The sequence below is a fragment of the Saccharopolyspora sp. NPDC050389 genome (assembly GCF_040655595.1).
Classification (GTDB): domain Bacteria; phylum Actinomycetota; class Actinomycetes; order Mycobacteriales; family Pseudonocardiaceae; genus Saccharopolyspora.
In genome coordinates, this window is the sequence record NZ_JBFAKG010000005.1 from 110,199 (window position 1) to 129,676 (window position 19,478).

The 19,478-nt window shown below is 70.7% G+C and carries 18 protein-coding genes; 5 read left to right on the plus strand and 13 right to left on the minus strand.

Annotation, left to right across the window (positions count from 1 at the left end):
- Nucleotides 1-63: 63 nt before the first annotated feature.
- Nucleotides 64-792, plus strand: a complete 729-nt coding sequence (locus tag AB0I53_RS04905; protein WP_358596544.1) for a FadR/GntR family transcriptional regulator — start codon at nucleotides 64-66, stop codon at nucleotides 790-792.
- Nucleotides 793-825: 33 nt separating this feature from the next.
- Here the strand turns inward: AB0I53_RS04905 and AB0I53_RS04910 are convergent, their stop codons facing one another.
- Complete coding sequence (locus tag AB0I53_RS04910; protein WP_358596547.1) at nucleotides 826-1,143, minus strand: hypothetical protein; 318 nt, start codon at nucleotides 1,141-1,143, stop codon at nucleotides 826-828.
- A gap of 264 nt (nucleotides 1,144-1,407) precedes the next feature.
- Here AB0I53_RS04910 and AB0I53_RS04915 point away from each other — a divergent pair, with 264 nt between their 5' ends.
- Together AB0I53_RS04915 and AB0I53_RS04920 are read left to right on the plus strand one after the other, a co-directional pair.
- Nucleotides 1,408-1,713 carry a hypothetical protein gene (locus AB0I53_RS04915; RefSeq protein ID WP_358596550.1) on the plus strand — a complete coding sequence of 102 codons (306 nt, stop codon included), beginning with the start codon at nucleotides 1,408-1,410 and terminating at the stop codon, nucleotides 1,711-1,713.
- A 110-nt stretch (nucleotides 1,714-1,823) separates the two neighbouring features.
- A complete protein-coding gene (locus AB0I53_RS04920; RefSeq protein ID WP_358596553.1) occupies nucleotides 1,824-2,720 on the plus strand; it encodes a nitroreductase in 897 nt (298 codons plus the stop codon).
- On the opposite strand, the gene AB0I53_RS04925 is transcribed toward AB0I53_RS04920, so the two are convergent.
- Entirely contained in the window at nucleotides 2,665-2,886 is a 222-nt protein-coding gene (locus AB0I53_RS04925) for a hypothetical protein (protein ID WP_358596556.1), read from the minus strand. The genes AB0I53_RS04920 and AB0I53_RS04925 overlap by 56 nt on opposite strands.
- Nucleotides 2,887-3,226: 340 nt before the next feature.
- Here AB0I53_RS04925 and AB0I53_RS04930 point away from each other — a divergent pair, with 340 nt between their 5' ends.
- Nucleotides 3,227-4,411, plus strand: coding sequence for an acyl-CoA dehydrogenase family protein (locus AB0I53_RS04930; protein ID WP_358596558.1), 1,185 nt, complete (start codon nucleotides 3,227-3,229; stop codon nucleotides 4,409-4,411).
- A 519-nt stretch (nucleotides 4,412-4,930) separates the two neighbouring features.
- Here the strand turns inward: AB0I53_RS04930 and AB0I53_RS04935 are convergent.
- From AB0I53_RS04935 to AB0I53_RS04970, 8 genes are all read right to left on the minus strand, one after another.
- Nucleotides 4,931-5,452 (minus strand): flavin reductase family protein, encoded by a 522-nt coding sequence (locus AB0I53_RS04935; protein ID WP_358596561.1) that lies wholly within the window; start codon nucleotides 5,450-5,452, stop codon nucleotides 4,931-4,933.
- Nucleotides 5,453-5,459: 7 nt separating this feature from the next.
- Nucleotides 5,460-5,807: a cupin domain-containing protein gene (locus AB0I53_RS04940; RefSeq protein ID WP_358571369.1), complete on the minus strand. Its 348-nt coding sequence runs from the start codon at nucleotides 5,805-5,807 to the stop codon at nucleotides 5,460-5,462.
- A 9-nt stretch (nucleotides 5,808-5,816) separates the two neighbouring features.
- Complete coding sequence (locus AB0I53_RS04945) at nucleotides 5,817-7,268, minus strand: 4-hydroxyphenylacetate 3-hydroxylase N-terminal domain-containing protein (protein WP_358596564.1); 1,452 nt, start codon at nucleotides 7,266-7,268, stop codon at nucleotides 5,817-5,819.
- A 2-nt stretch (nucleotides 7,269-7,270) separates the two neighbouring features.
- Nucleotides 7,271-7,951, minus strand: a complete 681-nt coding sequence (locus AB0I53_RS04950) for a DUF2848 domain-containing protein (protein ID WP_358596567.1) — start codon at nucleotides 7,949-7,951, stop codon at nucleotides 7,271-7,273.
- A gap of 58 nt (nucleotides 7,952-8,009) precedes the next feature.
- Nucleotides 8,010-8,654 (minus strand): GntR family transcriptional regulator, encoded by a 645-nt coding sequence (locus tag AB0I53_RS04955; protein WP_358596570.1) that lies wholly within the window; start codon nucleotides 8,652-8,654, stop codon nucleotides 8,010-8,012.
- A gap of 19 nt (nucleotides 8,655-8,673) precedes the next feature.
- On the minus strand, nucleotides 8,674-9,981 hold the full coding sequence (locus AB0I53_RS04960; protein WP_358596573.1) for an MFS transporter: 1,308 nt from the start codon (nucleotides 9,979-9,981) through the stop codon (nucleotides 8,674-8,676).
- Nucleotides 9,982-10,288: 307 nt separating this feature from the next.
- On the minus strand, nucleotides 10,289-11,035 hold the full coding sequence (locus AB0I53_RS04965) for a UbiD family decarboxylase (protein WP_358596576.1): 747 nt from the start codon (nucleotides 11,033-11,035) through the stop codon (nucleotides 10,289-10,291).
- Between the two features lie 36 nt (nucleotides 11,036-11,071).
- Entirely contained in the window at nucleotides 11,072-11,656 is a 585-nt protein-coding gene (locus AB0I53_RS04970) for a UbiX family flavin prenyltransferase (RefSeq protein ID WP_358596579.1), read from the minus strand.
- Nucleotides 11,657-11,760: 104 nt separating this feature from the next.
- Between AB0I53_RS04970 and AB0I53_RS04975 the strand changes: the two genes are divergently transcribed.
- Nucleotides 11,761-12,219 carry a MarR family transcriptional regulator gene (locus tag AB0I53_RS04975; RefSeq protein WP_358596582.1) on the plus strand — a complete coding sequence of 153 codons (459 nt, stop codon included), beginning with the start codon at nucleotides 11,761-11,763 and terminating at the stop codon, nucleotides 12,217-12,219.
- Between the two features lie 8 nt (nucleotides 12,220-12,227).
- On the opposite strand, the gene AB0I53_RS04980 is transcribed toward AB0I53_RS04975, so the two are convergent.
- From AB0I53_RS04980 to AB0I53_RS04990, 3 genes are read right to left on the minus strand one after another with little or no spacing between them, the layout of a single operon-like run.
- On the minus strand, nucleotides 12,228-14,174 hold the full coding sequence (locus AB0I53_RS04980; protein ID WP_358596585.1) for a hypothetical protein: 1,947 nt from the start codon (nucleotides 14,172-14,174) through the stop codon (nucleotides 12,228-12,230).
- Nucleotides 14,171-16,348, minus strand: coding sequence for a hypothetical protein (locus tag AB0I53_RS04985; protein ID WP_358596588.1), 2,178 nt, complete (start codon nucleotides 16,346-16,348; stop codon nucleotides 14,171-14,173). Before AB0I53_RS04985 ends, AB0I53_RS04980 begins: the two co-directional genes overlap by 4 nt.
- Complete coding sequence (locus tag AB0I53_RS04990; RefSeq protein ID WP_358596591.1) at nucleotides 16,345-19,467, minus strand: tubulin-like doman-containing protein; 3,123 nt, start codon at nucleotides 19,465-19,467, stop codon at nucleotides 16,345-16,347. The genes AB0I53_RS04985 and AB0I53_RS04990 overlap by 4 nt, the downstream gene beginning before the upstream one ends.
- Between the last annotated feature and the right edge of the window lie 11 nt (nucleotides 19,468-19,478).

A 19,478-nucleotide genomic window follows, 5' to 3' on the forward strand; every position in this document is an offset into this window, starting at 1 on the left:
GGCTGGGAAGAACGCCGAACGTAGACTCGTGGCCAGGAATGGTTTCGCGGAGGTGGATTGGGCATGTGGGAGCGGCTGTCGCCGGGGTCGGTCGCCAACCAGGTCGAGCAGCAGATCACGCAGGCGATCGAATCGGGCCGGTACAGCCCTGGCGACCGGCTCCCGCCGGAGCGCGAGTTCGCCGAACTGCTCGGGGTGAGCCGGCCGACGGTGCGCGAGGCGATCGGCGCGCTGAAGGCCAGGGGCGTGCTGCGGGTGGTGCACGGCCGCGGCGTCTTCATCGCCGAGCCCGAGACCGCCCGGGAGCTCCGCGAGGCCCTGGCCACGCAACGCCATTCGATCAGCGAGCTGTTCGCGATGCGCGAGGTGCTCGAGGTTCCCGCCGCGGGCTGGGCCGCAGAACGGCAGGATGCCGAGGCGCTGCAACGGGTTTCGAGCGTTCTGCAGAGCATGATCGAAGCCACCGAGCAGGTGCCGCGCGACTTCGAGCGACTGCAGCAGCTCGACGAGGCGTTCCACCTGGCCATCGTGGAGGCCGCCGGAAACAAGTTCCTGCAGCAGACTCTCGGCGTCCTGCAGCAGATCCTGCACCAGGGCATGCAAACCACGCTGATGGTGCCCGGCCGGGTGGAGGCGGCCCGCGAAGACCACCAGCGGATCCTCGACGCGCTGCTCGCGGGCGACTCCGAAGCGGCCCGCCAAGCCGCCCTGCACCACGTGCACTCCGCTCGCGCGACCGCCATGCGGCGCTTGGAAGAACGCGCCGAAAGCGAAGCATCGACGGCGTCCTAGCTCACGAGCGGTCGTGGTAGGCGGATTCGGCCGCTAACGCATCGGCTCCGTTCCCGCGTCGGGAACTGGTGGGGCCGCTCGGGCGCGATCCAGCAGGCTGTGCACGCCCGCCACTATGTCGGCGTCGCGATCGGCGAGCCAGGTCAGCATCGCGTGGTCCGTGCTGTCCAGGTCCACGCCGTTGAGCGGGGCGCGCAACAGCGCCAGGTTCACCGCGGTCCTGCGGGACCGGGCATCCCGCAGGCCTTGCACTTCGTCGCGCACCCACGGCCGATCGGCGACCTTGACCAGTCGGCGCCCGCCCGCACCGGTCGGCCACGCATCCAGCGAATTGTTCACGACACCGTCCATGACAGACTCCCCCGCGCGGTTCGATGCGGCCACATTTCCGTGAGTACCACCGCTTCCGGAGGGTTCAAGGGGCGAAAGTCCCACCGTCCGGGTGCAACTCCAGGTCGCGGTGATGCTGCCGTTTTCGCGCGCCGCTGACCACACCCGGCCCGGCAAGATCCGGAACGCTCCTGTTCATGGCGCGGCCCCGACACCCAAGGACCACCCATGTGGGTGATGTTGGAGGGTGCTGAACATCCATTGCAGCGCTTAGACTTCCGCCCCGTGACTGCAGTACCGCACACCTCGACCGAGGCAGCCCTGCGCGACGCGGTGGACACAGCACTGATCGACTTACTCACCGCGCAGCACAATCCCGCCGACCGAGCCCACCGCGAGCTGACCCGCGCGGTCGGCCTCCTCGACCAGCACCCGCAGATCGAAATCCCCGCCGACGCCGCGAACGCGGTCCGCACCGCCGCCGACCTCCTCGCCCAGGGAGCCCGCGACGACGCCCGCACCGCCCTGGTGACCGCCCGCAGCCAACTCGCCGCTCCTGGTTCCCGCCTGAACTCGCGCCACACCGCCTGAAGCACCGCGACTCCGCCGATCCGGCCCGGCATCCCTCGTGATCCCGCGCAGGTCGTTCGACTCTGCCCGCCTCCGGCGGTCCCTGGCACCGTTGCCTTCGAGGAGTCGACATGCGACGGTTTCCCGCTGTTTTCGATCTCGTACCGGACCAGGTCGCACAGGTCATCCAGCTGGCCGGGCTGGCCCCGTCGCCGAACAACGGCCAGCCGTGGCGGTTCCGGCTGCTGCCGCACGCCATCGAGGTGCACGTGGACCCCGCCCGGCGGCTGCCGGCCACCGATCCCGACGACCACGAGCTGCGCCTGGCCTGCGGCGCGGCGCTGCTGAACCTCCGGCTCGCGTTGACGCACGCCGGCGTCCGGCCGGTCGTGACCTTGCTTCCGCACCTGTCTCCCCCCACGGTGCTGGCGGAGGTCCGCAGCGGCGGCCACCAGCGCCCCGACGCCGAGCAAATCGCGCTGTACGAAGCGATTCCGGAACGCCGCACGCAGCGGCGGCCGCTCCAGCCGACCTCCGTTCCGGCCGCGATCCAGCACGAGCTGCGGGTCGCGGCACGCGCCGAGGGCGCCTGGCTGCACCTCGTCCAGCCCGCCGAGCACGACGCGCTGGCGGGCTTGGTGCGCCGCACCCGGCTGGTCGACGCCGAACCGGCGCCGCTGCTGGCCGTGCTGTGCACGGCGGGCAGCGATCCCGAGAACGACCTCGAAGCCGGGCAGGCCTGGCAGCGGGTGTGGCTGACCGCCACCGCGCGCGGGTTGGCCGCCACGCCGCTGCCGCTACTGGCGGAAGCCAACGGCATCCGTGACGACCTGCGCCGGCTGCTCGGCGATGTGCCCCACCCGCAGGCCTGGCTGCTGATCGGCTACGGCGAGCCGTCTCCGGCGATGCCGCGCCGGGACCCCGGCGAACTGCTCATCGACGCGGTCCCGAGCACCGACCACGAATGGCCGGTCACTGCGGAACCGGTTCGGCCCGCGGCCATTCGTCGCGGCGTACCCCCTGTCTGAGCCGGTCGGCCAGTTCGTCCAGGAACCAGTCCAGCACCGACTCCGCCGCCTGCACGTCGGCGGTCGCGCCCCGGCCCAATGCCTCCTTGCGCGCCCGCCCTGCTATCCGGATCTCCTCGCACAACTGCTCGTACGGGAGGTCGCTACACCTCGTAAGCAGATCCATTTCAGACCACTCCCGTGGCCATCGAGCAACCGGGAACCCGCGCGTTGGCGGATTCCCGATCCCTCGCCCCCATTTTTTTTAATCCTCGATTCGGATCGAGGAAGTCTGCCGATCAGCATCTTCGTGCGCACCTGCCCAAACCATATCGCCAGGTGCCAAGATTTGCCTCACCCATTCGGGGATTATGTTGGAAATTTACCAGCTTGCCGCAGATCGCGGTCACAAATTGACGACGTTCGGCCGTCTCCCGCCGAAGCCGGCACCACGGGCCGGGCCGGCAGCATAGGCTGCCAAACCGGAACTTGATCATGGCAGGCAAACTCGGCAAGGAGTCACGAGGATGGCCACCGAAACCTCCGAGCTCTACATCAGCGACGAGTTCACCCCGCTCCGGCAGCGGTTGGCCGCCCTCGGCCCGCTGCTGGCCGACAACGCCGACCGCAGCGACGAATCCGGCCGCCTCACCGACGAGGTCGTGCGGGCGGTGCACGACTCCGGCGTGCTGAAGATCGGCATCCCGCGCGAACTCGGCGGCTACGAGTTCTCGCCCCGCCAGCAACTGGAAACGGTCGCCCAACTGTCCTACCTGGACGCATCGGTCGCCTGGACGTGCATGGCGCTGCAACTGGTGACCGGCACGACCGCCGCCTACGTCGGCCCCGCCGCCGCGGCGGAGCTGTTCCCCGACGTCGCGGGCGGCCGCTTCGCGCTGATGGCCGGGCAGGGCACCAGGTTCGGCACCGCGAAGCGGGTCGACGGCGGCTTCCGCGTCAGCGGCCGCTGGCAGTTCGCCTCCGGCATCGCGCTGGCCAGCCACGTCCACGCGGCGGCCTGGTGCGCGGAGACCGAGCAGGCGCTGATCTGCACCTTCCCGAAGGAGCAGGCGACGCTGATCGACAACTGGGACGTGCTGGGGCTGCGCTCCACCGGCAGCATCGACTACACCGGCGAGGACGTGTTCGTGCCCGAGACGCACGCCTTCGACCCCGCCACCAGGCGGGCCCACCGCGGCGGCGCGATCTACCGCATCGGCCTGGCCACCCTGGCCGGGATCTCGCACACCGGCTGGGCGATCGGCGTCGGCCGCCGGCTGCTGGACGAGCTCAAGGCCCTGGCAGCCGAGAAGACCGGGACCCCGAACGCCGCGGTCGACACCCAGCAGTTCTACGCGCAGTACGCGAACGCGGAGAGCAGGCTGCGTTCCGCGCAGGCCTGGGCGATGCAGGTCTGGGCCGACTTCGAGGAGACCCTGGGACGCGGCGAAATGCCCGGCACGGAACAGGAAACCCTGGCCCGGCTGGCGCTGAACAACGCGACCTGGTCCGCGCAGGCGGTCGGGCAGACGGTCCACAAGTGGGCGGGCACCGCGGCGCTGCGGCGCGGCCCGATCCAGCGGTTCCACCGGGACCTGAACACCGGCACCCAGCACGTCACCTCCGGCGCCGGGGTTCTGCAGAACTGCGGCAAGTCGCTCAGCGGCCTTGCCCCGGGAGCCCGCTGGAACTTCCTGGCCCTGGAGTCCTGAGCCGCAGCGGTGGGGTGACGGCCAGGCCGCGAACGGTTGCGGACTCAACTTGTCCGGGCAACCATCGCCGGTGGGGCCGGGGAAAGTGGTGGTGGCCTGCTCCTCCGGAGGGATTTGGGGAGGTCGAAGGAGCAGGCCACCGGCGGGCAATCGCGGTACCGCGGCTTCATTTGGGGGAGGACCGCGATCACTCCGGGCACAAGGTATGCCCGCACGACGCGTGCGGCCCGCCAGGCGTGCGGCCGTGCGTGGTGCCGACCGGAGAACGCCCCCTCGCTCGTGCGGGACGTTCGCCGGTCGGCTGAGGTCTCGTACGCTCCCCCGCGCAGAGCGCTGAGCTGCTCGAATTGATCGAGCGCCGCCCAGCGCACCGCGCCGGATCCCGTTCTGGCCGGCCGCCACCGCCGATTGCCCGCCCGGCGGCGGTGAACCGCGTTGGCCCAGCGCAGCCCGGCCCTGTCACTCGACCGGGTAGTTCTTGTCCTCAGTAGCCCGATCGGACTAGCAGGCAGGGCGGGATCAGAACATCCAGGGCATCTCTTCGTGACCGAAGTCGTGGAAGTCGCCGAACCGCCCGGAGTAGAACGCCAGACCGGCGCCCTCCCGGCAGCGGAGGTTCTGCACGAGCCCGTAGAACACCCGGTGATCGCCGACGTCGTGCGCGCTGTGGACGTCGCACTCGGCCTGCACCAGGGCGTCCTTGATCATCGGCAGGCCGTAATCGCCGTGCTCGCAGTCCATTCCCTCGAACCGCGCGCCACCGCGGGTGGCGAAGCGGCGGGCGATGGCCTCCTGGCGGGCCCCGAGGATCGAGACGGCGAACCGCCCGGTCCCGGTGACCATGTCGGTTGTCCGAGAGCCCTCGGTGAGTGAGATCAGCAGGATCGCCGGGTCCAGGCAGATCGACGTCAGCGAGCTGATCGTCATGCCACAGGCCTGGTCCCCGGCCCCGCTGGTCACGATCGCCACCCCGGTGGTGAAGCGGCCCATGCTGGTGCGCATGTCGACCGCGTTCGCCGCTTGGAAAGCTGGAAGCGACATGGCGGGCCTACTTGTCGTAGTAGCGGACTTCGAAGGTGACGACGCCCTCGTCGGTGCGCCAGGGGCCGTGCGGCATCCCCGGCGGGCGGCAGGCGTACTGGCCCGCGGAGAACGTCTCACCGAGCGTCAGGTCGGTGAACGAGCCCTCCAGGATGTACACCTCCTCCCAGAAGTCGTGCTTCTGCACGCCCATCGGCGTCGAGTCGGCACCGGGCTCGTAGCGCAGGATCCGGGTGGCCACGCCGGACTCGGGGTCCTTGGCGAGGATCCGCTCGGTGATCTTCGGGTCGTCGCCGGGGCAGACCGTGAAATCGACGTCGCTGACGGGGAAGAACTCGTACTCGGGCTTAGCCATGATGACCTCTCAAACCGCTTCGATCTTGTAGGAACCCAGGAACTGCTCGACGTCCTCCAGCGCCTGCTCGTAGCCGTAATTCCGGTAGCTGTAAACGCCTTTGACCACGAACGGCGCCCCGGCGTAGAACATCTCGTACTGCTGGTGCCGCCCGGCGAACTCGGATCCGACGATGTCCCAAGCCAGCTTGAAGAGCTTCACGCGCTCTTCCGAGGCCACGCCCGGGGATTGCACGTAGTGCTCGATGTCGCCGGCGGTCACCGGGCTCGTGAGGTCGCGGACGCTGGACGGCAGCTGCAGCACGCCGCCGCCGACGAGATCGCGGAGGATCGCCAGCACCCGCGGGTAGATCTCGGACTGCAACCCCATCGACCCGTAGAGCGCGCGCTTGCCCGGAAGCCACTGCCCGGCGTCGTCGGGAGCGGCGGTGTATTCGGCGGCGAGCACGGCGGATTCGACCCCGGAGACGAGTGCGCCCAGCTCGCCCAGCTTCTCCTGCACGCTGGGGATCTTGTCCACGCCGTTGACCTGCGTGACCCGGCGCGCGACGCCGGCGATGAACTTCAGCTTGGTGGCGAAGCGGATCTGGGCCTGCCAGTTGCCGAGCGCGTGCGCGCCGGTGTCGAAGAACTGGCGACGCACCCCGGCGGTGTCCCGGTTGACGAAGACGCGTTCCCACGGGATCAGCACGTCGTCGAACACGACGAGCGCGTCCGGTTCGTCGTAGCGGCTGGTGAGCGGGTAGTCGAACGCGCTGGTCGCGGCGGGCGCGTACGGGCGCCGGCAGTACAGCTTGAGGCCCGGCGCCGCGGTGGGAACCACGAAGCCGACGGCGAAGTCCTGGTCATCGGGCCCGAGCGGCTTGATGCACGACACGAAGATCTCGTCGGCGATCGCCGCACCCGTGGCGAGCATCTGCGAGCCGCGGACGACGATGCCCTCTTCGGTTTCCCGCACGACGCCGACCTGCAGGTACTCGCCGTCCCAGCCCGATGCCGTGGTAGCGCGGGAGACCTGCGGCGGGATGATCGCGTAGGAGACGTAGAGGTTCTCCTCCAGCAGCCGCCGGTGGAAGGCGGCGACGTTGGCGGAGAAGTCGCGGTCGCCGGCGGCGAAGATCTCCGGGTGGGCGGCGAAGGAGGCGAGGAAGGTCCCGACGTGGTCGGGGCTGCGCCCGACCCAGCCGTGGGTGTGCTTCGCCCAGGTCTCGATCGCTTCCCGGCGCAGGCGAAGTTCCTCCTGGCTGCGGGGAATCCCGAAGGCCCGGTTGGCCGTCGCGCCCGTTTCCGGTGCGGTGTACTGCATTCCGCTGGCCGGATCGGCAGCGATGTCGAAGAGTTCGGCGACGGTGCGGGCCACCGGCACGAAGGCCGGGTGGGTGGCGACGTCGACCTGCTCGCCGTCGACGAGCACCACGCGCCCGTCGCGCAGCGATGCCAGGTAGTCGGCTCCGGTGCGCATGATCAGTTCCTTCCGGTCGTGCGGTAGGTGTGGGTTAGCTTGCGGCCGTCGGACAGCACGAGTTCGAGGTCCCATCGGGCACCGGGGGTGAATTCGCCGTGCAGCAGCGGCAGGGTGCCGGCGAAGCAGATCAGGTCGCCGTCGTCGTCCCCGTGCCGTTCGGCGAAGATGCCGAGCAGCTCGCGCGGGGTGCGCAGATTCGCCAGCGTGCCGTCCTGGTAGAGCTCGCCGTCGACCCAGCTGCGGGCCCGGCAGGCGTCCCAGTCGAAGTCCGCCCAGTCCGGGATCTCGACGACGACCGGCCCGATCGGTTTGGGGCAGGCGCGCTTGGAGTCGCCGATGTCGACGGTCTCCAGCGCCCGGTCCGTGTGGTCGGATCCGATGCCGAGGAAGTACTTCCCGCCGTGCCGCAGAATCACGGGCTCCACCTCGCCGGAGGTGTTGGTGGCGGTGACCGGCGTGCTCTCGGCGGTCGAGATGGTGTCGGCCGCGACGCGGTAGAACATGGGGACCTGTTCGGGCGGCGCGACGCCGATCGCGGCGAGCTCGTCGATGTGGTGCCGCACGGCCTTCTCGTCCCGTCCGGTGTACCCGGCGACCAGGGCGTGGAAGTTCCGGAATCGCAGCGGTTCGCCGGATTCCAGCCGGTCGAGGACCAGGACGTCCGTGGTGGCGTCAAGCATTGGATGACCTTTCCCGTTGCATTGCAAGCGTTCTGGTGATCGGCCCGGTGCCGGGCGATCAGGGCGTGGGCTGCTTCATCGAGTGCAGCGTCGTTCGCAGGTGGTCGCGCACCGCCTGGATCGCCGACTCGGGATCCTGGGCCGCCAGCGCGTCGGCGATGGCCCGGTGTTCGATCAGCACCTGCTTCTTGCGGGCCTGGTCGGCCATGACGATGCGCACGCCCATGCGCATCTGCCGTTCGCGCAGCGAGTTGTAGAAGTCGTTCATCAAGGCGTTTCCCGCCGCGCGGATGATCGTCGTGTGGAACTCCAGGTCGTGCGCGATGAAGTCGACGGGATCGGCGTCCTGCCCCTGGTCCTGCAGGATCCGGTACAGCTTGCCCGGGATCGCCCCCGGTTTCGGCGCGACCTCGTTGACCGACCACTCCTCGACGACGCGGCGGGCCTGCATGACCGCCTCGACATCGCGATCCGACAGCGCCGGGATGAAGGCTCCCTTGTTCGGCACCCGCCGGATGAAACCCTCCGCCTGCAGCCGGAGCAGGGCCTCCCGGACGGGCGTGCGCGAGATGCCGGAGGCCGTCGCCACCTGCGCCTCGGTCAGGAACATCTCCTCGTCGCGGGGCAGCGTGATGATGGTGTTCTTCAGCCACTCGTAGGCCAGCTCAGGTGCCGTGGCCGAGGTGGTTCTCGTTGTGCTCATGAGATTTCCTCCGCCTGGTTCAGCGAACGCGTGCCGCCGAATCTCCTTGCGCCGGCTCGGCCGCGCCGATCTCCGCCAGGTCGACCGACCTGGTTTCGGTGGCGATCAGCGACGCGCCGAGCGAGATAGCACCCATCACCGCCAGGTAGACGCCGATCGCGTAGCCGGTGCCGAACGCCGAGTAGAGGGCGATCGCGATGATCGGCGCCAGGGAGCCCGCCAGGACCGACGCGAGGTTGTAGGCCAGCGAGACTCCCGAGTACCGGACCTCGGTCGGGAAGAGTTCCGAGAAGAACGCGCCGATGACCGCGCTGTAGGCGCTGAAGATCAGCAGCCCGCCGACGACGGCGGCGATGACGGCCGCCGGATTCCTGGTGTCCAGCAAGGCGAAGAAGGCGAACGCCCAGCCGACGGTGGCGATCGACGCTCCGATGTAGATCGGGCGGCGGCCGACGCGGTCGGCGAGGATCGCGAACAGCGGAATCGCCGGCAGGGCGACGACCATGCCCACCATCACGGCGTTCAGCCCGATGCTGCGGTTCAGCCCCTGGATCTGCGTGACGTAGGTGATGACGAACAGCGAGAAGATGTAGAAGCCGGCGTTCTCCCCGAACCTGGTGAAGGCGGCCAGGAGGATCTGCCGCCAGTAGCCGCGCACGGCCAGGCCCAGAGGCATGGGCTTGGATTCATCCGCCGCCGCCTCGCGTTTCTGCTCGAACAGCGGGGTCTCGGCGACGTAGAGCCGCAGCACCAGGCCGATCACCACCAGCAGGGCCGACAGCCCGAACGCGATGCGCCAGCCCCAGGCCAGGAACGCGTCCTCCGGCAGGATCCCGCTGAGCACGGCGAGAACGCCTGCGGCGAGGAGATTTCCCAGCGGCGGGCCGAGGTTCGGCCACGCGGACCAGAAGGCCCGGCGCGTCGAATCCCCGTGCTCGGACACGAGGAGCACCGCCCCGCCCCATTCGCCGCCGAGCGCGACGCCCTGCACCAGGCGGAGGACGACGAGGATGATCGGCGCGGCGACGCCGATCGACTCGTACGACGGCAGGAACGCGATGAGGAACGTCGAGACGCCCATCAGCATCAGGCTGGCGATCAGCGTCGCGCGACGCCCCTTCACGTCGCCGTAGTGCCCGAGGATCGCCGCCCCGAGCGGGCGGGCGACGAACCCGACGGCGTACGTCGCGAACGCCAGCAGCGTGCCGACCATCGGGTCGTCCGCGGGGAAGAAGAGCTTGTTGAAGACCAGTGCGGCAGCCGTGCCGTAGAGGAAGAAGTCGTACCACTCCACCGCCGTGCCGGCGAGGCTCGATCCGGCGATCACGGGGAGGCTGGTGTGAGTTCTTCGGCTGCTAGAATTTTGGCTGGCAGTTGCCATAGTCGACTCCTGGGTCGAACCGTCGCGATCTGACGTGCTGCGCATCGCCCGTCTACCTGGCCGTAGACGAACACGACGAGTGCGCAGATGGTGCTGCCCGGCTCGGTGGTTGTTGGCGCAACCGCCGAGCCTTCTTGCTTCACGCCTCGATTTCCGGCTGTGAAGCCCCTCACTCGAACGAGCGGTGTACTAGTTGTATACGACGGTTTCGCGGTCCGCAAGGCTCGTCGGCGACTTTTATTCCGTGTGCGTCCTATGACCTCCGAGAGGGTATAGTCCGCACACGTCCTTGTTCAAGACTTGGGGCGGCCAGCGCACTTCCCGCGGGCAGCGGCATCCCGGCCGCGGCCAGCGCGGCCGGCGGGGCGCCGAGCACCATCGCCCAGGGCGTCGGCTCGCCCTTCTCCCGCCACATCTCGTGGATCATGCCGATGTGCTGTTGCGGCATGGCCGGCCCGACCAGTGTGTTGCGCCCGTGCAGCATCGTGCGGCTGACGGACCAGCTCGTCCACTCTCCGTCGGGCGACCGCACCACGTGGAATCCGTAGGTGCCGAAGTACCGGCCGCCGTCTTGCTGGTGCAGCAGCGGGACCGGGAACCGCTCCAGGTCGACTTCGTCGCCGCGCCAGACGTTCTCCTTGCACGGCCCGGTTTCCACGACGACCGGCGCGACCGGCTCCTGGCACATCGCGGAGATCAGCTTCTCCAGCACCTCCTGCGGCGAACTCCGCCGCGGCAGGCCAAAGTGGGCGGCGAGCCTGCCGTACGCCGTCTCGCCGACGCCGAGGCCGGCCGGAGCGCCGAGGATGCGGAATCCGGGCTCGGTGCCGGCGAGGTTCGCGAAAAGCGGTGCCGGGCTCCGGGTTTCGTACACGCGGCGGGTGATGGCCCCGACCTCCAGCTCCGGGTCCACCGTCGCGCGGATGTCCACCGCGTCGCCGGCGAGGAGCAGTTCCGCCACGAAGTCGCGGAAGTTGATCGCGCTACCGCGCTGTGCCATGGGATTTCCTTCCAGTTCGGACTGCGGTCATCGGGTTCAGGCGGTCCGCCGTCGCCCCGCGATCTCCATGCCTTGCCAGCGCTTCGCCGAGGGCATGTCCAGATCGAACTGGTCGAGGACGCGGGCGACGATGTGCTCGACGAGTTCGCCGATGCTGCTCGGCCGGTTGTAGAAGGCGGGCACCGGCGGCATGATCACCGCGCCCATCCGGGTCAGCTCGAGCATGTTCTCCAGGTGCGCGGCCGACAGCGGCGTTTCCCGCGCGACGAGGACGAGCCTGCGCCGTTCCTTCAGCATCACGTCGGCCGCCCGGCCGATCAGGCCCTCGCCGTATCCGATGCGCACGCCGGCCAGGGTCTTCATGCTGCACGGCGCGATCACCATGCCGTCGACGCGGAACGATCCGCTGGAGATCGCCGCGCCCTGATCGTCGGGCTGGTAGCACACCGAGGCCATCTCCTTCACCTCGCGCACCGACAGCCCGGTCTCCTGCGTGAGCGTGGCCCGCGCCCACCGGCTGATGACCAGGTGGGTCTCCACGCCCAGTTCACCCAGCACCTCCAGCAGCCGCACTCCCAGGGGCGCGCCGGTGGCGCCGGTCAGCGCAACCACGAGCTTCATGTCACCCTCAAACCCAATTGGTCACGGACAGTTATTCCGTGTACGTCCTATTTTGGCCAGGATATAGTTTGTACACGTCCTTGTTCAAGTGGAGGAGACGAACGGTGCCATCCGAGGGAGTCCTCGCCGAAACCCTGGCCACCGCCATCGGCGGGCTCGGCCCCCTGGCCCGCCGGCTGAACCAGGTGCACACCCGGCTGTGGCACGAGCAGGTGGATAGCGACCTCACCGGCCCCCAGTTCACCGTGCTCAGCCTGCTGCACATGCACGGCGACCTGGACCAGGGAGCGCTGGGCGGCCTGGCCCACCTGGACAAGTCCACGGCGGCGCCCCTCCTGGACCGGCTGCAACGGCGAGGCCTGGTGGAAACCGCCAAGGACGACGCCGACAAGCGGCGCAAGCTGGTGCGCCTCACCGACAGCGGCCGGGAACTGGCGGACCGGCTGGCCCCGGCGGTCATCTCGATCAGCGACCAGATGCTGTCGTCACTGACGCCCGAGGAACGCGAGCAGTTCCTCGCCCTCCTGCACCGCCTGGTCCAGCCCCCGGCCGATCAGTCCTAGGGCGCCGCTCAGGTCCCGACTCGGCCGGCCGGGGTGCCCTCGATCATCCCGGCCATCGCGAGGACGGCGACCAGCGGCTCCAGCACCCGGACCGGCTCGAACCCGCGGGGAAACCGCTCCTCCCCCGGCACGGCTTCGCTGCCGCTCGCCGACACGAAGTGCAGGGTGCACCGGTCGAAGACGCTGAACGGCGCGAGCGCGGCGTGGTCACCGCGGCCGTGGAGGAACGCGAAGACCGAGCTGCTCTCCATGTGCAGCAGCACGGGATCGACCGCCGCCATGGCGCCGTTGCGGTGCCGCAGCCAGTGGTCGATCGGCGGGAGGTAGCGCAGCCGGTCCGACTTGGTCGCGACGACCGCCGCGGGCAGCCGCTCGAAGTCCGGCACCGCCCGGAGCCGGGCCAGCGACATCTCGAACGCCTGGTTGCCGACGCGCTCGGGCGCGGGCTCCAGGCCGTGCGCGAAGATCAGGGCACCGGTGCCGATCAGGAACCGCGCGAGCCGGGAGTCGCCGACCGCCTGCAGGTCCTCGCCCGCCACGTCGAAGAACACCAGCGGCCGGCTGCCTCCCGGCCCGCTGATCAGCAGGATCTCCGCCGGATCGGTGAGGCCCTCCGGCGTGCCCGGGAGCCGCTCGCCGCGTTCGGCCGGTTCGAGCGTCTGCCGCCGGTAGCGGTCGTGGCGATGCAGGTCCAACGCGGTCGCCGTCAGCCCGTAGGGCGTCAGGCCGCCGCGGTCGACCACCTCCCGGAGCATCGCGGCGAGCAGGTGGGTCTTCCCCGCCGATGGGCGACCGATCAGCGCCACGACCAGCGGCGGGCCATGGTCGTAGTACGTGGCGGGCAGGAAGTGCTCGTCGGCGTCGTCCGACGGATTGGGGCAGCGGCGGTAGCCGCTGAGGTTGCGGAACTGCCGCTTCTGCGGGTCGAGCGAGGACGAGTCGTCCTTGACGAACTCGCCGTCCTCGTGACGCCACAGCTCGTCGTCGGGCAGCGGCCGCGGATAGGAGTCGAGGCACACCGGGCAGCGGACGAGCACCGGCTGGTGGTCCACTTCGGACTTCGAGGCGCGCCGCCAGGGCAGCCAGGACCGGGAGGGGGCATCCTGGGCAGCCTGCGCCGCGGCCTGTTCTCGCTTGCGCCGCAACAGGTTCTTGTACGCCTCAACGCCCGGAACCAGGGCGCTGCCGGGCATCAGGACCGGCACGTCCGTGGGCTCGCGAAGCCTGGTGAGCAGGTCTGCGGGAGTCGGGCGGACCTCCGGCGGGTTGACGAAAACCCCGTCGAGCAGCGTGCTCAACGCGCCGCCGTCCACCGTGAGATCCGGGGCCCCGCGCCCGGTGTGCGGGTGCACGGTGCGCCAGAGCGTCAGCCCGGCGTCCCAGACGTCGTCGCGGACGTCGACGCATCGGCCGTCGGCCGACCCGCGCTGCTCGCCGATCCCGGCGGCCCGCTCGAAGTCGACGAGTTGCACCGTCCTGGTCTCGGAATCCCACCGCAGCGCTTCGAGATCCACTCGCCCATGGGTCATCCCGGCCACGGCGGCGAGGTGCAGCGCGCGCAGCAGGCCGACCTGGAGCCGGTAGCGGTGCTGCGCCCCGAGCTCCGGCAGCAGCCCCTCGACGGGCTTGCCCCGGTAGGGCTCGACGAGGACGAACGGCTCGTCGCCGTCCACGTCGTAGTACCACAGCCTCGGCAACTCGGGCGGGTAGCCGTCGTGCGGGAACGTCAGGGCGAAGCGGTGCAGCGCCCGGATCTCGCGATCCAGCGGCCGGAGCCGGCCCGGATCGCCGGATTCGTTGCGGGGAACCCACTTCTGCAGCAGCCGCGGGCCGCCGTCCACGGACACCACGCGGGTCGGCAGGCCGCCGCCGGAGACGCCGGCATCGCCGATGACCTCCAGCCGGAGAGTGCGCGGCGTGCCGTCGACGGCACGGCACCTGACCTCGGTCGTCACTGGAACACCCCCTGCCTGAGCGGGACGAGTCGCAGGGTGCCCGCGATCTCGGCTTCGCCGGTCCAGGTGACGGCGAGCCCCGGATCCCCATGCCTGCCACCGCGAACCGCCGCGGGCGCGAACCGCACGAGTTGCGCGCGGTCGGCCATCGCGCTGACCGCGCCGAGCTGCCGGGCGTGGCACAGCTGCGTCATCTCGGCGTCGACGTCGCACCGGAGCGCGTCGCCGACCAGCGAGCCGTCCCACAACCGGGCGGCGAGTTCCGCGCGATGGGCGCGGTCGCGGGCGAAGGGCGGCGGCACGAGCAACCCGTACCGCCCGAGGTGTTCGCGGTAGGCGGCGAGCAGCCGCTCGACCTCCCGCTCGTGTTCCTCGCGCGCCGCGGGCCGATCGGCCTCGATCCCGGCCCAGCACGGGCGGAGGGCGGCGATCGTCAGGTCGACCAGGTCGGTGACGACGACCTCGCACGCCTCCTGGTGGACGTCGCGATCCGGTGGCCGGTCCGAGCCGTTTTCGCCGGGCTGCCCGGGAGAACCGAGCAGGTCGGCCGCGCGCTCGGCGAGGACGTCCCGGACCGCGGTCAGGCCGATCGAAACCTGGCGCAGCCCTTCCGCGAACAGCGCGCGCCGGGCCGAGGGCCGCCACTCCGCCCGGATCACCTCGTCCACCAGCTGAGCGGTCCGGGCCACCCGGTCCCGGGCGTCGTCGAAGTCGAGCTCGCGCCGCCAATGCCGCACCGACCGCCGCCAGCCGACCCCGATCGTCCAGGCCGACAGCAACACCGAGAGCAGGACCGCGACCGCGCCCAACACGTCCGGGATTCCCGTGCCGGCAACGAGGAAGACCAACAGCCAGCCGCCGAGCACCGGCAACGCCCAGAACAACGCGGCGGGCGGTGCTGCGTCGGCGAAGCCTTGCTCGCCGGTCGTGGTCGGCTGCCGCGCCTGCAGCAGCAGGCCAGCGGCGAACCAGGCCATGGCCAGCACCGGGACGAAGAACGCGGCGACGATGCCCAGCGCGAAGGTTCCCAGCGCCGCCAGGCCACCGGCCACTGCGGCCAGCGGTGCCGCGAGCGCCGGCGACGGCCAGGATGCGAGCCGCGGTGCCGATCCCGCGGGCGCTGCTAGGTCCGCCAGCTCGGCGATGGCCGCCGCGCAGCCCTGCGGCTCCTGGCCGACCCGCCCCGCGTCGAGGTCCGGGAGCAGGCACGCCACCGACCGGTACCGCCCGAGCCACTCCTCGACGAGCCGCCGCGAGCGGTCGCGGATGTCCCGCGGCCGCGCCGGAGCCGGGCCGCGCACGCCGAGCCGAGTGACGACGTCCCTGCCGACGCGTTGTCCCCGCAGGTTCTCGTCGATGCGGTGCAACTGCTGGGTGGCCTTGTCGTGGAAGTCCTGCGCCGCCGCCCGCGCCTCGGCGAGGACCGGCCCCACGGCCGGCCTCGGGCGCCGCTTCGGGAACGGGGCGAGGAAGTGGTCGACGCGGGTCAGCGCGTGGTCGGCCGCGTTGAGCGCCGTGACGGCGCGGGCGTGGGCTTCGGCCAGCTCGGCGCCGGGAGCCAGGACGTCCTCGGAGGAGTCGACCTCGATGGTTTCGCCGACCGCGGCCCGGAATTCCTCCCGAGGCAGCTCCCGGGAGCCGACCCGGCCCGCGTCCGGATCGGTGAACCAGGCGATGGCCTCCTCCTGCGCCCGGCGCAGCTCGGCGTCGTGCAGGCTGGTCCGCTCCAGGGCCATGCCCGCGCTGGCCGTGCTGTAGGGCAGGGTGTTGACGGCCTTCACGACGGCGGCGAAGACCGCCGGATCGACGAGGGCGTCGATCAGCTGCCCCAGGCCGGAGTGATCGGTTCGCGCGACCGCTCGCACGAGCGGATCCGCCGGCCGCCACCTGATCCCGTCGGAATGGCCGATCCAGACGGTGGCCGCGCGCTCGACGGGAGCCAGCGACGGCGCGGGCCGGATCCGCACCGCGCCGTCGAAACTCCCGCCGTCGACGGCGACGCAGAGCACACCCGAAACCGCGGGATTCCCAAGCAGCGCCTGGAAGAAGTGGTCGTGCTCGGCGGCTTTCTCCGCGTCGTCGAGCACCAGGATCGCGCCTTCGGCCTGCTCCGCGTCGTATTCGCCGTCGCGCAGGTCGACGACGAGGACGGAGTCGTCGTGGCGGGCGGTCACCGGTCGCCCGCCGGGGACTGGTAGTCGAAGTAGTCGGTCATGTCCCGCAGGTTCGCGAACGGCGCCTGCACGCCCCGGAACGGCATTCCCATCGCGGCGGGCAGGGTCTGGGTCCAGAACTCCTCGATCAGGTCGAGCTGTTCGCCCGCGCCGATCCCGGGCCGGTTGCGGATCTCGTCGAGCAGCTGCGCCTCCTTCTCCGGAAGCTGTTGGAACGCGGTGAAAAGCGGCGACGGCGGCGACGGGTCGCGGTCCACGTTGCGCGGCTTGATCGCGATCAGCGCGGCGGCGAGAGCGCGATTGGTGCCGCTGCCGTTGCCGAGCACCCACTCCTCGTAGGCCTGCAGCAGGCTCCCCCACGACGACAGCTCCCGGAACGGCGTCAGCTCCAAGGCCAGCGGCGGGGCGTCGGCGTGTCCGGTGTGGACCCGGATCCGCTGCGGGCTGCGGTCCTGACCGGGCGGATCCACCGCCACGTTGCCGCTCCACATCGCGTTGAGGAAGCTCTGCAGGATCAGCGCGCGGTCGGTCGGGGTGGAGATCACGTAGCCCGGGGCCCGGCCGAGCCGTTGCCGCCAGGACAACCGGTCGTCGGCCCGCTCGTAACGCCGGGCCTCGGCGGCGAGCTGGACCGACTCGCGCACCTCGGGCACCTCGGTGATGCCCATGCAGGTGCGGAAGAAGAAGACGACGAGCGAATCGGACTCGTTCGGCCGGAACACGATCGACGGGGCGTGCTCGGCCGGCAGCAGATTGGTCCGCAGGAACGTCTCCACGTCGCTGTCGGGCGCGCTGCCCGGATAGGAGATGAGCACCTTCAGCGTGCCCTCACCGGCCGGCGCGTACCCGCCGGGAACCAGTCCGGCGAGCTGCTTGCGGAAGTGCGCGACGGCGGTGTCGTCGATGGCCCGGTCGGCCCGGCCGACCGTCGCCATCAGCAGGTCCCGGATCGACGGGACGAGGGCCCGCTCCCCACCGCCGGGCCGGAAGCACTCCGAGACGGCGCCACGAATCCGTTGGCGCACCAGGTGAAGCGCCGCGTCCGGCCGCTCCCGGCCGATGCGGAAAGCGGCGGACCAGCCGTCCTCGCCGAGGATCAGCCCGACGATGTCGGCCGCCGTGGGGTTCGCATCGAGCCGATCGCGGAAGCGGTCTTTCAGGGCGGCGCAAACCCGGCCGTAGAAGCCCTCCAGCCCATCTTCTCCCGGAGGCATCAGGTAGGACACTCCGAGCCGGGGCGCGTCGAGCTGCGCTGCGCGCTCGGAGAACTGCCGGTCGTCCACGGCGATGTGCTCCGCGAACTCGTCCGTGATGGCGGCGAGCTGATCGCAGAACGACCGCCAGCGCGGCTCCCAGACCCGCTCGTTCTTGCGCCACGCATCGTGCCACTGCTGCCGGACCCGCCACCGGTACCAGGCGTCCTGGTCCTCGACCGCCTCCTGGACGGCCGGGTCCGTCCAGCGCAGCCGCCGCAGCGCACGCCGCCGCTGCACGCTCTCGGGCTGCGGCGGGTGCAGCCCGAACTCGCCCGGCGAACGCCGGGATTCCTTGCGGTCGTTGAGGATCTTCTCGAAGCCGCCCCGGTCGAGCTTCTCCGGGTAACCCGGATCGCCGCGCACGACGCGCCGCAGCCGGAACGGGTCGACCGTGCGCGACAGCTCCTCCGCGGCCTTGGCCGGGTCGAAGTCGCGGGCCATGCGGCCGAGGTGCGGGCCGAGCAGGCGCTCGTTGCGATCGAGGCTCTCCTGCATGGCCCGGGCCCGGGCGCTCAGCGCCTGGATGATCGCGTCGTAGCCGACCGGGACGTCCTCGACGTCGGCGAAGGGCTCCAGCGGCGCACAGGTCAGGAAGCCCGCCAAACCGGCGGCGACGTCGAGGCGCTCGATGAGGTCGCGGTTGTGCACCCCGGCCCCGGTGGGCGGCTGCCGCATCGCCCGCACCGCCTCGGCGAGCAGCCGGGAGCTGACCACGTCCGCCAGCACCGCGAGCGGGATGTTCAGCGAGGCGACCGCGGACGTCGACACGCCGCGCCGCCCGATGCCGGTCTCGGCGAACGCCGAGCGGCCGACCGTGTCGTTGATGAAGCGGTCGGCGAAGGACTGATCGCCTTCGGAGCCGGCGCCGATCAAGGTGGTGACCAGCGATACCATCGACCGGACCAGGTCTTCGCCGCTCACCCCGTCCTTCGGCCGGCCGAACAGGAAAGCGGTCTGCACGGTGGCGGGCTGCAGGTTGACCGGGCGGGGCTCGCCCGGGTACCAGATCGACAGCGGGCCCCGGTCCTGCGCGCCGCTGACGTCGTCCCCGGCCCCCTGCGCGTTCTGGTCGTCGATCAGGCGGAACAGGTCGACGAGCGCGGTGGCCGAGTTGAGCACGGCGGCCCGGCCGCCGCCCATGCCCTCCTTGAAGGCGGAAGGCATCAGCACCAACGGGTAGATCCGGGCCTCGGTCCCGGCCTGCCGCAGGTGTTCGCCGATCAGGTGCAGGTAGTCGTAGAAGATGCCGCTGCCGGTGCCGCCGGCCACCGAGAAGGCGACGAACACGTCGACCTTGTTGGTCATCTTCCCGCCCAGCTCGTACAGCACCGCGCCGGAGGACTTGATCCGCTGCATCGCCTCGGTCACGCCGTGCAGCACGGCGGCGGGCCCGTGGCCCTGGCGCATCGTCTCGTACAGCACCGCCCGGCCGACCGTCGGCAGCTGGCCGGCGCCCGCGCTCAGCGGCGCCACCCGGGGGTCGGTCTCCGGTCCGGGCAGCCAGTCGATCCGCCCGTCCAGGGTGATCCGCATGGCCTGGGCGAGTTGCGCGCTGTTGTGGTGGTTCGGCGGCACGAGGTTCGCGATGAGGTGCGTGGTGTGCTGCGCGGCGGCGTGGTGGTCGGCGCTGGGCACCACGTTCGGCAGCACCTTGCTCAGCTCGTCGATGCTGAGGTCCGCGTAGGCGAACTGAAGGCATGACGGCAGCTGGTAGGGCAGGTAGTCGTGCCCGCGCATGCGCGCGACGAGCTCGGTGCCGTCGGGGCCGCAGAGCGACTCGCGCAGCACCCGCTCCAGTTCGCGGCCGACACGACATCCGGTGCCCCCGAGGCCGAGGAACAGCATCGGCTGGTGGATCTTCATGGTGAGGTCCT

Coding starts and splice junctions, on each gene's coding strand:
- AB0I53_RS04925 (WP_358596556.1), bottom strand. CDS start 2,886: ATGGATCTGCTTACGAGGTGTAGCGACCTCCCGTACGAGCAGTTGTGC.
- AB0I53_RS04955 (WP_358596570.1), bottom strand. CDS start 8,654: ATGAGCACAACGAGAACCACCTCGGCCACGGCACCTGAGCTGGCCTAC.
- AB0I53_RS04920 (WP_358596553.1), top strand. CDS start 1,824: ATGCGACGGTTTCCCGCTGTTTTCGATCTCGTACCGGACCAGGTCGCA.
- AB0I53_RS04905 (WP_358596544.1), top strand. CDS start 64: ATGTGGGAGCGGCTGTCGCCGGGGTCGGTCGCCAACCAGGTCGAGCAG.
- AB0I53_RS04970 (WP_358596579.1), bottom strand. CDS start 11,656: ATGAAGCTCGTGGTTGCGCTGACCGGCGCCACCGGCGCGCCCCTGGGA.
- AB0I53_RS04965 (WP_358596576.1), bottom strand. CDS start 11,035: ATGGCACAGCGCGGTAGCGCGATCAACTTCCGCGACTTCGTGGCGGAA.
- AB0I53_RS04935 (WP_358596561.1), bottom strand. CDS start 5,452: ATGTCGCTTCCAGCTTTCCAAGCGGCGAACGCGGTCGACATGCGCACC.
- AB0I53_RS04910 (WP_358596547.1), bottom strand. CDS start 1,143: ATGGACGGTGTCGTGAACAATTCGCTGGATGCGTGGCCGACCGGTGCG.
- AB0I53_RS04950 (WP_358596567.1), bottom strand. CDS start 7,951: ATGCTTGACGCCACCACGGACGTCCTGGTCCTCGACCGGCTGGAATCC.
- AB0I53_RS04990 (WP_358596591.1), bottom strand. CDS start 19,467: ATGAAGATCCACCAGCCGATGCTGTTCCTCGGCCTCGGGGGCACCGGA.
- AB0I53_RS04945 (WP_358596564.1), bottom strand. CDS start 7,268: ATGCGCACCGGAGCCGACTACCTGGCATCGCTGCGCGACGGGCGCGTG.
- AB0I53_RS04940 (WP_358571369.1), bottom strand. CDS start 5,807: ATGGCTAAGCCCGAGTACGAGTTCTTCCCCGTCAGCGACGTCGATTTC.
- AB0I53_RS04930 (WP_358596558.1), top strand. CDS start 3,227: ATGGCCACCGAAACCTCCGAGCTCTACATCAGCGACGAGTTCACCCCG.